9 protein-coding genes are annotated in these 15,007 nt (G+C 59.1%); 6 read left to right on the top strand and 3 right to left on the bottom strand.

Annotated features, from left to right (window positions below):
* Nucleotides 1-48: 48 nt before the first annotated feature.
* Entirely contained in the window at nt 49-1,464 is a 1,416-nt protein-coding gene (locus tag JQ848_RS04710) for an amino acid permease (RefSeq protein WP_003443263.1), read from the bottom strand.
* Nucleotides 1,465-1,833: 369 nt separating this feature from the next.
* On the opposite strand from JQ848_RS04710, the gene JQ848_RS04705 reads away from it, so the two are divergent.
* The 3 genes from JQ848_RS04705 to JQ848_RS04695 all read left to right on the top strand — a co-directional run bounded on the left by JQ848_RS04705 (nt 1,834) and on the right by JQ848_RS04695 (nt 6,505).
* On the top strand, nt 1,834-4,938 hold the full coding sequence (locus JQ848_RS04705; RefSeq protein WP_202210309.1) for a transglycosylase domain-containing protein: 3,105 nt from the start codon (nt 1,834-1,836) through the stop codon (nt 4,936-4,938).
* A gap of 218 nt (nt 4,939-5,156) precedes the next feature.
* The gene (locus JQ848_RS04700; RefSeq protein WP_003443267.1) at nt 5,157-5,726 is read left to right on the top strand and encodes a PadR family transcriptional regulator; all 570 of its coding nucleotides are present in this window, start codon (nt 5,157-5,159) and stop codon (nt 5,724-5,726) included.
* On the top strand, nt 5,723-6,505 hold the full coding sequence (locus JQ848_RS04695) for a siderophore-interacting protein (RefSeq protein ID WP_202210308.1): 783 nt from the start codon (nt 5,723-5,725) through the stop codon (nt 6,503-6,505). Before JQ848_RS04700 ends, JQ848_RS04695 begins: the two co-directional genes overlap by 4 nt.
* A 50-nt stretch (nt 6,506-6,555) precedes the next feature.
* Here the strand turns inward: JQ848_RS04695 and JQ848_RS04690 are convergent, their stop codons facing one another.
* Together JQ848_RS04690 and JQ848_RS04685 are read right to left on the bottom strand one after the other, a co-directional pair.
* Nucleotides 6,556-7,209 (bottom strand): Pr6Pr family membrane protein, encoded by a 654-nt coding sequence (locus tag JQ848_RS04690; protein ID WP_202211238.1) that lies wholly within the window; start codon nt 7,207-7,209, stop codon nt 6,556-6,558.
* 22 nt (nt 7,210-7,231) lie between these two features.
* On the bottom strand, nt 7,232-7,462 hold the full coding sequence (locus JQ848_RS04685; protein WP_003443274.1) for a VF530 family protein: 231 nt from the start codon (nt 7,460-7,462) through the stop codon (nt 7,232-7,234).
* A gap of 221 nt (nt 7,463-7,683) precedes the next feature.
* On the opposite strand from JQ848_RS04685, the gene JQ848_RS04680 reads away from it, so the two are divergent.
* From JQ848_RS04680 to JQ848_RS04670, 3 genes are all read left to right on the top strand, one after another.
* Nucleotides 7,684-9,717, top strand: coding sequence for a TonB-dependent receptor (locus JQ848_RS04680; protein WP_202210307.1), 2,034 nt, complete (start codon nt 7,684-7,686; stop codon nt 9,715-9,717).
* A gap of 1,218 nt (nt 9,718-10,935) precedes the next feature.
* Nucleotides 10,936-12,318, top strand: a complete 1,383-nt coding sequence (locus tag JQ848_RS04675; RefSeq protein WP_167542001.1) for a carbohydrate porin — start codon at nt 10,936-10,938, stop codon at nt 12,316-12,318.
* Between the two features lie 130 nt (nt 12,319-12,448).
* Nucleotides 12,449-14,866 carry a glucose/quinate/shikimate family membrane-bound PQQ-dependent dehydrogenase gene (locus JQ848_RS04670; RefSeq protein ID WP_010655644.1) on the top strand — a complete coding sequence of 806 codons (2,418 nt, stop codon included), beginning with the start codon at nt 12,449-12,451 and terminating at the stop codon, nt 14,864-14,866.
* The last annotated feature ends 141 nt before the right edge of the window (nt 14,867-15,007 follow it).

Raw genomic sequence — 15,007 nt, 5'->3', positions numbered from 1 at the left:
TGCAGCGCGAGCAAGCTCGCTACTGCAGAATGAGCGGTGCAGGGGGAGTTAACTACGGACCGCTGGCGATGTTGTCTGGGTCGGCTGCAGCTTGAACACGTAGAACAGCACCGTCAGCAGAATCAGGAACGCCGGGCCCACGAACAGGGCGATCCGGGTTTCCTCGAAGTAGGCCATCAGCCCTACAACCATCAGCAAGAATCCCAAAGCGGCGTATGAACTGTAAGGGTACAGCCACATGCGGTACTTCAGGCCGGCGGCTTCTTCAGGGCTCAGACTTTTACGGAAGCGCAGTTGAGCCAGCAGGATCATCAGCCAGGTCCAGATCGCACCAAAGGTCGCAATCGCAGTCACCCACACGAACACTTGTCCGGGCGCCAGGTAGTTAAGCAATACGCCCATCAGCAACACCGCAATCGACAACAGCAATGCCTGACGCGGCACACCATTTTTCGAGGTGGTGCCGAAGTTGGCCGGGGCCTGACCGTTTTGCGCGAGGCTGTAGAGCATGCGGCCCGTGCTGAAAATACCGCCGTTGCACGATGACAGTGCTGCCGTAATCACCACGAAGTTGATGATGCCTGCCGCTGTCTTGATACCCAGACGCTCGAAGGTCATCACAAACGGGCTGCCCGAGGTGCCGATTTCGTTCCACGGGTAGATCGACAGAATCACAAACAGCGCGCCGACGTAGAACAGCAAAATGCGCCAGAACACCGAACCGATCGCGCTCGGGATAGTCTTTTGCGGGTTCTTGGCTTCACCGGCAGTCAGGCCGATCATTTCCACACCAAGGTAGGCGAACATCACCATTTGCAGGGACATCAGCACGCCCTGGATGCCATTGGGCAAGAAGCCGCCGTGGGTCCAGAGATTGGAGATACCCAACGCTACGCCATTGTTGCCAAAGCCGAACGCGATAATGCCGATGCCGCCGATCACCATCGCAATGATGGTGACGATCTTGATCAGAGCAAACCAGAATTCAAACTCGCCGAAGGCTTTGACTGCAATCAGGTTGATCGAGCCCATGCTGATCAGCGCAGCCAGCGCCCAGATCCAGCGCGGGACATCGGGAAACCAGACACCCATGTACACCGCCACCGCGGTGATTTCGGCAACGCAGGTCACCAGCCACAGGAACCAGTAGTTCCAGCCGGTCAGAAATCCGGCCAATGGCCCCAGGTAATCCTGGGCGTAGCGACTGAACGAGCCGGCTACCGGGTTGTGCACGGCCATTTCGCCGAGTGCGCGCATGATCACCAGAATGGCCAGGCCACCGATGATGTAAGACAGCATGATGGCCGGGCCGGCCATTTCAATTGCTTTGGCCGAGCCCAGAAACAGGCCGACACCGATGCAGGCGCCAAGGGCCATCAGGCGAATGTGGCGTTCGCCCAGCTCGCGCTTGAGCGGACCGCCTTGTGCGGTTTCACCGTGGGGCTGGTGGTTGCCGACTGGCATAAAAGTACAACCTCGTATTGTTTTTGGATGTGCATCAACTGAGCGCTCGACCAAACCGGGTGAGTGACCTGGCTTGCCTCTTGATCGGCCCTGACCTTGTAGGTCGATGGACCAAAAGGGAAATGCCCTGTTGAGATCGGCGGCGAGTATTGCATAGGGCTGGTGCACAGTCATGCCCCGTTCCAAGACCTGTTTTGCTGCTTGAAGGCTCTAGTCCTGCACTTTAGGACTAATACCACTTAACACTTGGGTAACGGCCAGGGTCGCAAAATTCTGTTCACTTCCACGGCACAAATCTTTTCGCCTGCTTGCGTCAGCGTCTACGCTTCATTCAAGCGCAGCCAATATGCGCATCTGGATCTGCAAACTATGGGCGTACTGTGGCATTCCAATTCCAATAAAACCGCAGAGCCATCAACGACAATGGCGGAACCTGTGCCCCAACCAGAAAAGGGCAAATCGAGGCGCTATGGCTGGGGTTTATTCTGGCTCCTGGTGTTAATCACACTGATCGTCTGCGGGTTTGCCATTGCCAACGAAGTGCGCACTTCAAAACTCCAGGCCCGGGAGTTCAGCCGTTTTGCTGCGTCCCTGAGCTACTCGATGCATGCAGGTCCCACAGACTCGATCCGCTATCCCGGAACAGGCCCTTTCGACCAGCGCCTGGGCTACAGTGCCCTGGGTGATTTCCTGCCGCGTCTGTTAAAGCGTGACTACATAATCGCTGAGCAAACTCGCTTCTCCCCTGAGCTCCTCAGCTACAGCGAGAAAGGATTTTTCGTGCCCTACGCCGAAAAAATCCAGGCCGGGCTGTCTATCACCGACTGTGCCGGCAGCCCCCTGTACCAGTACGATTACCCGCAGCATCTGTACTCCAGCTTTGCGAGTATTCCGCCGCTGATGGTTCACAGCCTGCTGTTTATTGAAAACCGCGACCTGCTGGACCCAAAACTGCCAATGGCCAACCCTGCGGTCGACTGGCCGCGTTTCGCCATGGCGGCATACTCTCAAGTGGCCAAACTGTTGCACTTGCCCGGCCAGTCGGCAGGGGGCAGCACCCTGGCCACACAACTCGAAAAATACCGCCACTCTCCGGATGGTTTGACGTTGTCCGGTGGCGAAAAGCTGCGGCAAATGATTTCAGCCAGCGTGCGGGCTTACCAGGGTGGTCCGCAAACACTGGAAGCACGGCAGAAAGTGGTACGCGACTACCTCAACAGCGTGCCGCTTTCCGCGGTACCCGGCCACGGCGAAGTGCATGGCATGGCTGAGGGTCTGCGCGTGTGGTACGGCGCCGACTTCAATCAGGTCAATCAACAGTTGAGCAGCCCCGCTACTGACCCAAAAAGCCTGGCAGATAAAGGCCTGGCGCTGCGCGAGGTGCTGTCGCTGATGATTGCCCAGCGTCGCCCGTCACATTATTTGACCAAGGGCCGCGATGAACTGGCGCAACTGACCGACAGCCACATACGATTGCTTGCGCAGAGCAATGTGATCGATCCCGCACTGACAACCGCCGCCCTGGCCAGCCGCGTGACCTACCGCGACTGGCAACAGGCGCCGACGATTCAACCCGTCGAAACCAACAAGGGCATCAGCCTCGCCCGCAGTCGGCTATCGGTCCTGCTCAAGCGCCCGCTCTATGATCTCGACCGCCTTGACCTGTCAGCCACCAGCACCTTGCAGGGTGATTTGCAGCAGCAGGCCAGTGACTACCTGCGCAAACTGGCTGACCCCGTGTTTGCCGGCAAGCTGGGTCTGTTGGGCCCGAGCTTGCTGACGCCAACCAGTACCGCGCAAGTGCGTTACAGCTTCACTCTGTTTGAACTCACCCCCGATGGCGCGCGCGCGCGGGTGCAGACCGACAGCACCGACCAACCCTTTGATATCAATGAAGGCAGCAAGCTGGAGTTGGGTTCAACCGCCAAACTGCGGGTCATGACCACCTACCTGCAAATCATTTCCGAGCTGCATGAGCGTTATGCCAGCCAGTCGAGCGCCGACCTGAAAAAAATCCAGATTACCGATCAAGACCCTCTGACTCGCTGGGCCCTGGCATACATGATCCAGAACCCCGGCGCCAGCCTCGCCAAAATGCTCGATGCGGCTCTGGACCGGCAGTATTCAGCCAACCCCGGGGAAGGTTTCTTTACCGGGGGCGGCATGCATCACTTCCACAACTTCCGCAATCAGGACAACAACCGCAGCCCCTCCCTGCGGGACGCGATACGGGAATCGATCAACCTGCCGTTCGTGCGCCTTATGCGCGATGTGGTGCGCTACACCTCTTACCAGGCACCCAGCAACAATGCCGAATTGCTTCGCGATGACCAGAACCCGCGCCGGCAGGAATACCTGAGCCGCTTCGCCGACCGCGAAGGTACGACCTACATGCTCAAGTTCTGGAAAAAATACAAAGGCAAGGATTCCAAGGCGCGCCTGGAGACCTTTCTCGACAGCATGCACCCCACCGCCATTCGCATGTCCGCGGTGCACCGCTATCTGTTCCCCCATGCTGAGCAGGCCACGTTCAACAGGTTCGTACGTTCGCACCTCAGCAGCGACAAGATCACCGACGAACGTCTGGCCAGGCTTTACCAAAGCTATGGCCCCGGCACCTACGACCTGCCGGACCAGGGCTACATTGCCAAAGTCCATCCACTGGATCTGTGGCTGCTGGGCTATCTGCTGAACAATCCCCAGGCCACCTTCCAGCAAGCAATAGCCGCCAGTGAATTCGAGCGTCAGGAAGTCTACAGCTGGCTGTTTAAAAGCAAGCACAGAAGCGCCCGGGACAGCCGGATTCGCACCATGCTGGAAATCGAAGCCTTCCTTGATATTCACCAGCGCTGGCAACAGGTGGGCTACCCGTTCGACCATCTGGTACCGTCCCTCGCCACAGCACTGGGCAGTTCCGGTGACCGTCCGGCAGCGCTCTCGGAGCTGATGGGGATCATCCTTAACGATGGCGTCCGTTTGCCGGTGTTGCGCATTGATACCCTGCATTTCGCCGCAGATACGCCGTACGAAACCCGCCTGGTAAACGATCCCGACAAAGGGGTCCGGGTGATGCCCAGCGAAGTTGCCAGCGCACTGCGCGATGCCCTGTCCCAAGTGGTGGATGCAGGTACGGCGCGACGCGTATCGGGCAGTTTCAAACTGGACAATGGCACCCCGCTGGCCATGGGCGGCAAAACCGGTACCGGTGACAACCGGATCGAAAGCATGGGGGCTGGCGGACGAATACTCAGTTCCAAATCAATCAACCGCACCGCCACTTTCGTGTTTTACATCGGCGATCATCATTTCGGCACCTTGACCGCCTTCGTACCCGGGCGCTCGGCCGAAGCCTTCAAGTTCACCTCGGCATTGCCGGTGCAAGTGCTCAAGGGCATGGCGCCCATTCTCACGCCTTACCTGCAACCCGGCACCCACACCCTGTGCCAGATCCCGAAACCCGCACAAACCCTCTGACCCCCTCTTCTCCTGTAGGAGCGAGCTTGCTCGCGAGCTCTTCTGCAAGATCGCGCAAGGCTCGCGAGCAAGCTCGCTCCTGCAGTTCATGATCAATTCGTAGCCGGCTCGCCACCGGGGCGCGAGTGTTGAGAATCATTACCGTTCGTCTACTGCGCTTGCGCTCTTCTTAAGATATATCTTAAGTTGTATCTAACTTGCAGAGAGAACTAAGAGAAATGAGAGAACATCATCCCCATCACCGCGACCATGGCGCGGGCCCGGACAGTTTCGAAAAACGCTCAGGCCGCGAACGCGGTGGCCGCGGCCCACGGGTATTTGCACCTGGCGATTTGAAATTGCTGCTGCTGGCCCTGATTGCCGAGCAGCCTTGCCACGGCTACGACCTGATCCGCCAGATCGAAACCATGTTCGACGGAGCCTATAGCCCCAGCCCCGGTGTGATCTACCCGACCCTGACCTTCCTTGAAGAAAGCGAAATGATCCAGGGCGATGCTGAGGGCGGGAAAAAACGCTATTGCGTGACCGACCTGGGTCGCCAGTCCCTGACGGATCAGGCCATTGCCCTGGATGGCGTGCGTATGCGCATCGAGGTCAGCAAGCGCTCACTGCGCGGCCATGATCGTCCGGCAGAAATCCACGAAGCGGTGCACAACCTGCGCCACGCCCTGCAAATGCATCACGGTCGCTGGAGCCCGGCAGAAATTGTGCGGGTCCGCGATTTGCTCAACAACACTGCCAAAGCCATAGTCGACGGCCCTGTTACCGCACAGGAGGATGCTCAATGAATACCGCTGATACCCGGACCATTCACCGGGTCACCCACGAAATCAAACGTCGTAAACTTGAAGTGCTGCGGGTGGTCGAACTGACCCCGCGCATGCGCCGCATCACCCTGGGTGGCCCTGAGCTCACAGGCTTTATCAGCCTGGGCAGCGACGACCACGTCAAACTGTTTTTCCCGCAGACCGCCGAGGAACTGGCGACCCTGGAAAATCTGGAATTGAGTGCAGGCATGAAGAGCAAGACCATGCCACCGATGCGCGACTACACCCCGCGTCGCTATGACCTGGACACACTTGAGCTGGACATCGATTTTGTTTTGCACGGTGACGGCCCGGCAGCCACCTGGGCGGCTCAGGCCAGCCCGGGGCAATCGTTGTATATCGGTGGTCCGCGGGGCTCGATGGTAGTACCGGACATGTTCGACAGCTACTTGCTGATCGGCGACGAAACCGCGTTGCCAGCAATTGCCAGGCGCCTGGAAGAACTGCCCGCCAATCGTCGCGCCCTGGTGGTGGTCGAGGTGGAGAACGCCGCTGAAGAGCAGACTTTGAACAGCGCAGCCTCAGTGGAAGTGATCTGGGTTCACCGCGACGGCTCAAACAACTTGCTGGAGATCGTCGAAGGACTGAGCGTTCCACAAGGCAAGCTCTATGCCTGGGTCGCTACCGAAACGGCGTTGTCGCGCAAAGTGCGCAGAGTGTTGCTGGATAGCCACGGGCTGGATGAAGAATTCGTCAAGGCTGCAGGTTACTGGCGGCTGGACAGCAGTTCAGAAGAATAGCCCTGCCTGACCTGCAGGAGCGAGCGCTTCCAGGCACAATCAGCTCGCTCCTACAACAACAGGGTTGTTCGGCCGCGCCAGCGATCCAGCCCCACGACAACCAGCGCCACCAGCACAAACCCCGCCAGAATCCCGCAGGCATTTACGAACACCTGTGCATAACCAAGGGTTTCAACGTCAACAAACGGATACGGGTACGTACCCAGCAAGTCGCCGCGCAACAGGATGTAGGCGAAATACAGCGCAGGGTACAAAACCCATAGCCCGATATGGCTCAGGCGCAGCGACCCTTTGGGTACGCAGAACCACCAGTACAACGTGAACAGCACCGGCATTATGTCGTGCAGCACTTCATTGGCCAGCCATTGCAGGCCCTGCGGTTGCCAGAGCTGGCGCAGCAGCAGGCTATACGCCACACCCACCACGATAATGCTCACGGCAATGCCGCTGCTGACCCAGGGCTGCAGGAAAAACCCCTTGCCTGTGGCATTTCGCGTGCCAGCGGCAAAGGTCAACACTGTCGCGGCCAGGGTGTTGCTGAGGATGGTGAAAAAACTGAAGTAGGCCACCAGCCCCCCCACCAGACTCGCTCCCGATGTCCAGCGCGCAAACAGCACCAGATCAAGCTGAATGGCCAGCCCGATCCATCCCAGTATCGCCACCAGTCTGCATAGCATGCGCTGCCGGGCTTCGCTCAATCCCATCGCGGTTGCGTTCATGGGTCTGTCAAAGTTCGCGTTTGGTACGGGCGTATTTCACATACAGCTTTTCGACCTTTTCCCGCGCCCAGGGAGTTTTACGCAAGAAGGTCAGACTCGACTTGATGCTCGGGTCGCTCTTGAAGCAGCGAATATCGATGCGCTCGGCCAGCCCTTCCCACTCGTAATGCGCCACCAGCGCAGTGAGGATCTGTTCCAGCGTCACGCCGTGCAATGGGTTGTTGTTGGGTTCAGTCATGCCGAGCCTTTTAAGCAATAGAGGAAAGTCGCGCACCTTAGCCGAGCACCTGCTCAGGGGGAAGAGCATTCGCTATGCAGCCAGTCTAGCGGTGACCTGACGGCCAAATGAAAGTTCCGCTTGGCGACCATTAAAGCAATGTTATATTGTAACTATTACTTGCCACTCAAAGAGCGCTCAGCGCCCCCTGTCCTCCCCAGTCCCTTGCCAAGGAACCTGCAATGTCCGCCCCTGCTTTCCCACGTAACCTGCGACGCCTGCGCCTGACGCCGCTGGCCACCGCACTGCTCATCGCCTCCCCGGCCTATGCCCTCGAACTGCAACCCCAAGTGATTACCGGCAATCCTCTGGGTAGCAGCCAGCTGGCCTCGCCGACCACGGTGCTGGAGGGCGACGACCTGACCCTGCAACAGCAAGGCAGCCTGGGGGAAACCCTGAACAAACAGCCCGGCGTGTCTTCGTCCTACTTCGGCCCGGGCGCCAGCCGACCAATCATTCGCGGACTGGATGGCGACCGGATCCGCATCCTGCGCAATGGTGTCGGCGCGCTGGATGCCTCGTCGCTGTCATACGACCACGCGGTGCCACTGGACCCGGTCAATGTTGAGCGGATCGAAATCGTCCGTGGCCCGGCGGCTCTGCTCTATGGCGGCAATGCCATCGGCGGCGTGGTCAACACCTTCGACAACCGCATCCCGACTGAAGCCATCGACGGAATTCATGGCGCCGGTGAACTGCGTTATGGCGGCGCCGCAACCACCCGCAGCAGTGCAGGCAAACTGGAAGCTGGCGATGGCACTTTCGCCTTGCACCTGGATGCCAACGCCCGCGAGTTCAATGACCTGAAAATCCCGGGCGAGGCCCGCAGCCGGCACGCCCCGCAAAGTGACGACGATAGTAAAAGGGGCCGCCTGGGTAACAGTAACGGTCGTCAGGATGGCGGTGCCTTGGGCGGTTCCTACACCTGGGATGACGGTTACGCCGGGTTGTCCTACAGCACTTACGACGCCAATTACGGCTCGCCTGCAGAGCAGGACGTACGCATCCGCATGAAGCAGGACCATTACGCTTTCGCCTCGGAAATACGCAACCTGCAAGGGCCGTTCAGCGCCCTGAAACTGAATGCCGGGTACACCGATTACGAGCATCGCGAAATCGAAGGGGGTGAAGTGGGTACCACCTTCAAGAACAAGGGCTACGAAGCCCGGGTCGAAGCCCGTCACCTGCCGCTCGGGCCGTTGAACGGGGTGATCGGCGCGCAGGTCAATCGCAACGAATTCTCGGCGCTGGGCGAGGAAGCTTTCGTGCCGCAGACCGACACCAACAGCGGCGCGCTGTTTATTCTCGAAGAACTGCAGGCCACTGACAGGCTGAAACTCAGCCTCGGCGGGCGCCTGGAACATACCGTGGTGGACCCGGACGCCAAGGGTAACGAGCGTTTTTCTGCCGCTGACAGTTCCAAAAGCTTCACCGCCGCCAGCCTGTCGTCAGGCGCCGTGTTTACCCTCACCCCCATCTGGTCGCTGGCCGCCACCCTCGGCTACACCGAACGCGCACCGACCTTCTACGAGCTTTACGCCAACGGTGCCCACGTTGCCACCGGCACCTATGAGGTGGGCAACGCCAGTCTGTCCAAAGAAAAAGCCGTGTCCAGCGACCTGGCCCTGCGCTTTGACAACGGCACCCACAAAGGCAGCTTCGGCGTGTTTTACAGCCACTTCTCCAATTACATCGGCCTGCTGGGTACAGGTCGCACCCTGAACGACGAAGGTCAGCCCGATGCGGACGGCATACCGGAGTACACCTACTCCGGAGTACGGGCTCGTTTCACAGGTTTCGAAGCCAAGGATCATTGGACGCTCGGGGAAAGTGCCTACGGCAAGTTCGCACTTGAACTGTCGGGTGACTACACCCGCGCCACCAACCTCGACACCGGTGAAGCCTTGCCACGAATCGCCCCGCTGCGCCTGAGCAGTGGCCTGCTGTGGGAGCTGGATCGCTGGCAGGCACGGATCGATGTCGAACATGCCAGCAATCAGGGGCGAGTTCCGGCCAATGAGTCCGGTACCGACGGCTACACCACCCTGGGCGCCAGTGCCGGCTATCACTTTGATGTGGGCAACAGCCAATGGCTGGCGTTCGTCAAAGGCGACAACCTGACCAACCAGACAGTGCGTTATGCCAGCTCGATTTTGCGTGATATTGCCCCTGCTCCGGGGCGAGGGATAGAGGTCGGCCTGCGTACCACCTTCTAGCGCTCTCGCCTCTGTACCCAATCTTGTGGGAGCCGGCTTGCCGGCGATGGCTGTACTAGGGTCACCTGCATCGCTGGCAAGCCAGCTCCCACCATTCAAACATGAGGCACAAAGCCGCTGGCGCGAAAGGGAGAAGCGCACTGATACCGAAAATAATCCATGCCACTTAGTGCCCAATCTCCTGTGGGAGCCGGCTTGCCGGCGATGGCTGCACCGCGCTTGTGCAGGGAAACAGGGTCACCTGCATCGCTGGCAAGCCAGCTCCCACCATTCAAACATGAGGCCGAAAACCCCTGGTACGAACGGGCGCTGCGCACTGTTACCGAAAATGATCCATGCCACTTAACGCCCAATCTCCTGTGGGAGCCGGCTTGCCGGCGATGGCTGCACTGCGCTTATGCAGGGAAACAGGGTCGCCTGCATCGCTGGCAAGCCAGCTCCCACATTCAAACATGAGGCAAAAAGCCTCTGGGCCGAACGGTCGCAGCGCACTGTTACCAAATCAGAAATGATCCATGCCCTTGGTGCCCAATCTCCTGTGGGAGCCGGCTTGCCGGCGATGGCTGCACCGCGCTTGTGCAGGGAAACAGGGTCGCCTGCATCGCTGGCAAGCCAGCTCCCACCATTCAAACATGAGGCAAAAAGCCCCTGGGCCGAGCGGGCGCTGCGCACTGATAGCGAAAATGACCCATGCCACTTAGTGCCCAATCCTGTGGGAGCCGGCTTGCCGGCGATGGCTGCACCGCGCTTGCGCAGGGAAACAGGGTCGCCTGCATCGCTGGCAAGCCAGCTCCCACATTCAAACATGAGGCAAAAAGCCTCTGGGCCGAACGATTGCAGCGCACTGTTACTGAATCAGAAATGATCCATGTCACCAGTGCCCAAGCCAGCTCCCACCCTTAAATATCCATTTGCGCCCCGCCCGGGGCCTTATTATTTCGACGCTTCTCAATAAAAATCTGGTCCGCATATACCGCTATCCGCCTCAAACATGAGGCAAAAAGCCTCTGGGACGAACGGTCGCAGCACACTGTTACCGAATCAGAAATGATCCATGTCACTTAAAGTGCTGTTTCTAAACGTTTCAGGGCTTTATCATTTCCCCATCGAAGGCTGAATCGATTCACTCTGCCTTCAAATCTCCAAGTGCTAATCCTGCCTCCAAAGACAGCGCTACCCACTGCCATAGCCGTATTTATAAAGACCTACATCTCGACCATGTCTACATTTCAGATTTTGCGCAAACCCGGCGCACGACGCCCTATTGCCGGGCAAAAGGCCCTGAGCCTGCTCGGCTCCCTGGCTGTTTTGGGCCTTGCCTCCAGCGTGCAGGCGGCCCCGGCTTTCGACAGCGACTCCAAATGGATGCTCGGCGACTGGGGCGGCACGCGAAGCGAGCTTGAAAAACAGGGCTATGCGTTCTCCTTGGACTATGTCGGCGAAGTGGGTTCGAACCTGCATGGCGGCTATGACCATGACCGCACTGCGCGCTACAGCGATCAGTTCGGCCTGGGCACGCATCTGGACTTGCAGAAGATTCTGGGCTGGAACGACGCTGAATTTCAGCTGACCATTACCCAGCGCAGCGGTAACAACATCAGTAATGACCGGATCAACGATCCGCGTGTGGGCGGCTTCACTTCGGCCCAGGAAGTCTGGGGCCGTGGCCAGACCACCCGCCTGACGCAGATGTGGTACCAGCAGAAATTTTTCGATCAGAAACTCGACATCAAGGTCGGTCGTTTCGGTCAAGGCGAAGACTTCAACACCTTCCCCTGCGACTTCCAGAACCTGGCTTTCTGCGGCTCCCAGGTCGGCAACTGGGCCGGCAGCATCTGGTACAACTGGCCGGTCAGCCAGTGGGCGCTGCGGGTCAAATACCACCTGACGCCCGAGTTGTATGCACAGGTCGGCGCCTATGAGCAGAACCCTTCGAACCTGGATCGCGGCAATGGCTTCAAGCTCAGCGGCAGCGGTACACAAGGCGCGGTGCTGCCGATCGAACTGGTGTGGACGCCAAAAATTAATGGCCTGCCAGGGGAATATCGGGCGGGTTACTACTACAGTAATGCCAAGGCAACAAATGTTTACAAAGATGTAAATGGCCAACCGGCCGCGTTAACCGGCGAAGCATATCGCAGCAGTTCAAGCAAAAACGGGATGTGGCTGGGCGTGCAACAACAGCTCACTTCCCGCGCCAGCGACCAGTCAAGGGGGTTGAGTGTTTTTGCCAATGCCACCGCTCACGACAAGAAAACCAACGCCGTGGACAACTATGTTCAGGCAGGTCTCATCTACAAAGGCGTGTTCGATGCACGCCCCAAAGACGACATCGGTTTCGCCATGGCCCGGGTGCATGTCAACCCGGCCTACCGCAAAAATGCCCAGGCCACCAATCAGGCCCGCGCCCTCTACGATTTCGATAACCCGGACTACCTGCCGCCCCAGGATACCGAGTACAGCGCCGAGCTTTATTACGGCGTGCATGTCACCAATTGGCTGACCGTTCGACCGAACCTGCAGTACATCCGCCACCCCGGCGGCGTCAGCAAGGTAGATGACGCCCTGATCGGCGGTTTGAAAATTCAAAGCTCGTTCTGAGGAACGAGCTGCAAGTCCCGTGTTTGAAGCGAGCAACAAAGAACCTATTTCGATGAATCATCCCCGCCTCGAATCGTCCTTCAAAGGCAGCCTGCGCGGGAACACCTCTAACGTAACGGAGAACCACACTATGAGCACTGATGGTGCTTTCAGTCGAGGCCGCTTGCTACCAAGCCTACTCGGTATCTTGCTGCTGCTAATGGGCCTGGCCATGTTGGTCGGGGGTATCAAGCTGTTGACGCTCGGCGGGTCGAGTTATTACCTGCTGGCCGGTATCGGCTTTGGCTTGTCCGGCGCGCTGCTGATTGCCGGGCGCCGCGCGGCGCTGGGTCTGTACGCGCTGGTGCTGTTTGCAAGCACCGTCTGGGCGCTGATGGAAGTCGGTCTGGACTGGTGGCAGTTAGTGCCGCGTCTGGCGCTGTGGTTTGCCATCGGCATCGTGTTGCTGCTGCCATGGTTTCGTCGTCCACTGCTGCGCGGTCAGCCAGCTCCGGTTGCTACCGGCGCGCTGGGCGTTGCCGTAGTGCTTGCCGGTGCCGCTGCACTGGCCAGCCAGTTCACCAGCCCGGGTGAAATCAAAGGCCAGCTGGACCGAGATGCCGTACCTGGCATGACCAACACCGCTCCGGCCATGCCCGATGGTGACTGGCAGTCCTACGGGCGTACTGCCCATGGTGACCGCTACTCGCCGCTGAAAGAAATCACCCCGCAGAATGCCCACAAGCTGGTTCCAGCCTGGACATACCGCACCGGTGACATTCCTGGCGCTGGCGATCCCGGCGAAACCACTGCCGAAAACACTCCGCTGAAAGTCAACGGCATGCTGTACGTGTGTACCCCACACAGCCAGGTGATTGCCCTTGACCCGGATACCGGCAAGGAAATCTGGCGCTTCGATCCGAAGATCAGCACCATGAACGAGGCCAACTTCAAAGGTTGGGCGCACATGACTTGCCGTGGCGTGAGCTATCACGACGAAGCGGCCTACGCCAAAGCCGGCACTGAACAAAGCCCTGCCGAGCCTGCGGCCGCTACTGCGAGCAACTCGTGCCCGCGTCGTCTGTTCGTGCCGACTGCCGACACCCGTCTGATCGCCATCAATGCCGACACCGGTAAAATGTGTGAAGACTTCGGTGACCATGGCCAGGTTGACCTGCGCCACAACATCGGTGACTTCACTCCGGGTGGCTACTACTCCACCTCGCCACCTGCCGTGACCAAAGACCTGGTTGTGATTGGTGGTCACGTAACCGATAACCTGTCCACCAACGAGCCATCCGGCGTGATCCGCGCGTACGACGTACGTACCGGCAAACTGGTATGGAACTGGGACAGCGGCAACCCGGACGACACCACGCCGATTGCTGAAGGCAAAACCTACACTCGCAACTCGCCCAACATGTGGTCGATGTTCGCAGTGGACGAAAACCTCGGCATGCTTTACCTGCCGATGGGCAACCAGATGCCTGACCAATATGGCGGCGACCGTACCGAGGACTCCGAGAAGTACAGCGCAGGCGTGACTGCTCTGGACATCAATACCGGTAAAGTTCGCTGGACCCGTCAGTTCACTCACCATGACCTGTGGGACATGGACGTTGGTGGTCAACCGACCCTGATGGACATGAAAACAGCCGATGGCGTGAAACCGGCACTGCTGGCTTCGACCAAGCAAGGCAGCATCTACGTGCTGGACCGTCGCACAGGCGAAGACATCGTACCGATCCATGAAGTGCCAGCACCTGGCGATGCGGTCAAGGGTGACCACACCTCGCCAACCCAGCCTCGCTCGGACCTGAACCTGAGCCCGCCGGATCTGACCGAACGCGACATGTGGGGCGTTACCCCGTTCGACCAGATGCTGTGCCGGATCAACTTCAAATCCCTGCGTTATGACGGCATGTACACCCCGCCATCGCTGCAAGGTTCCATCGTGTATCCAGGCAACTTCGGCGTGTTTGACTGGGGCGGCATCTCGGTCGATCCGGTTCGCCAGATCGCCTTCCTGAACCCGAGCTACATGGCGTTCACTTCCAAGCTGATCCCCCGTGAAGAAATTGCTGCACTGGGTCCGCGTGTCAGTGAAACCGAAGGCGTGCAACCTAACGAGGGCGCTCCGTACGGGGTCATCCTCGAGCCGCTGCTGTCGCCACTGGGCTTGCCTTGCCAGGCTCCGTCCTGGGGTTATGTGGCTGCAGTCGACCTGACCAACAACCAGCTGATCTGGAAACACAAAAACGGCACCGTGCGTGACAGCTCGCCAGTTCCACTGCCACTGCCAATGGGTGTTCCAAGCCTGGGCGGGACCTTCACCACTGCCGGTGGTGTAGCCTTCCTCAGCGGTACCCTTGACCAGTACTTGCGCGCTTACGATGTAAGCAACGGCAAGCTGCTGTGGGAAGGTCGCCTGCCTGCTGGCGGTCAAGCCACACCGATGACCTACACCGGCAAGGACGGCACCCAGTATGTGCTCGTTGTCGCTGGCGGCCACGGCTCGCTGGGCACCAAGCAAGGTGACTACGTGGTAGCGTTTAAACTGGCTGAGTAAGCTTACAGCCGGTTCCGGGAAAGGCGGCCATCGCGAGATGGCCGCCTTTTTTTGTGCCTGCGAATCCGCCTGGAACCATGACAATCCCGGGGCCCGGGGCTGCCACCGGCCCATGCCCCTGATGATGAAAAACCCTTCACC

Origin of the sequence: Pseudomonas paraversuta, from assembly GCF_904067025.1 — a bacterium.
Lineage (GTDB): Bacteria > Pseudomonadota > Gammaproteobacteria > Pseudomonadales > Pseudomonadaceae > Aquipseudomonas > Aquipseudomonas paraversuta.
The sequence above is the reverse complement of the archived record's forward strand: the minus strand, read 5'-3'. Positions and strand labels throughout refer to the sequence as shown.

Bases quoted from the DNA above. Each gene is read 5' to 3' on its own strand.
- JQ848_RS04710 (WP_003443263.1), bottom strand. From the start codon at position 1,464: ATGCCAGTCGGCAACCACCAGCCCCACGGTGAAACCGCACAAGGCGGT.
- JQ848_RS04675 (WP_167542001.1), top strand. From the start codon at position 10,936: ATGTCTACATTTCAGATTTTGCGCAAACCCGGCGCACGACGCCCTATT.
- JQ848_RS04705 (WP_202210309.1), top strand. From the start codon at position 1,834: ATGGGCGTACTGTGGCATTCCAATTCCAATAAAACCGCAGAGCCATCA.
- JQ848_RS04695 (WP_202210308.1), top strand. From the start codon at position 5,723: ATGAATACCGCTGATACCCGGACCATTCACCGGGTCACCCACGAAATC.
- JQ848_RS04680 (WP_202210307.1), top strand. From the start codon at position 7,684: ATGTCCGCCCCTGCTTTCCCACGTAACCTGCGACGCCTGCGCCTGACG.
- JQ848_RS04700 (WP_003443267.1), top strand. From the start codon at position 5,157: ATGAGAGAACATCATCCCCATCACCGCGACCATGGCGCGGGCCCGGAC.
- JQ848_RS04690 (WP_202211238.1), bottom strand. From the start codon at position 7,209: ATGGGATTGAGCGAAGCCCGGCAGCGCATGCTATGCAGACTGGTGGCG.
- JQ848_RS04670 (WP_010655644.1), top strand. From the start codon at position 12,449: ATGAGCACTGATGGTGCTTTCAGTCGAGGCCGCTTGCTACCAAGCCTA.
- JQ848_RS04685 (WP_003443274.1), bottom strand. From the start codon at position 7,462: ATGACTGAACCCAACAACAACCCATTGCACGGCGTGACGCTGGAACAG.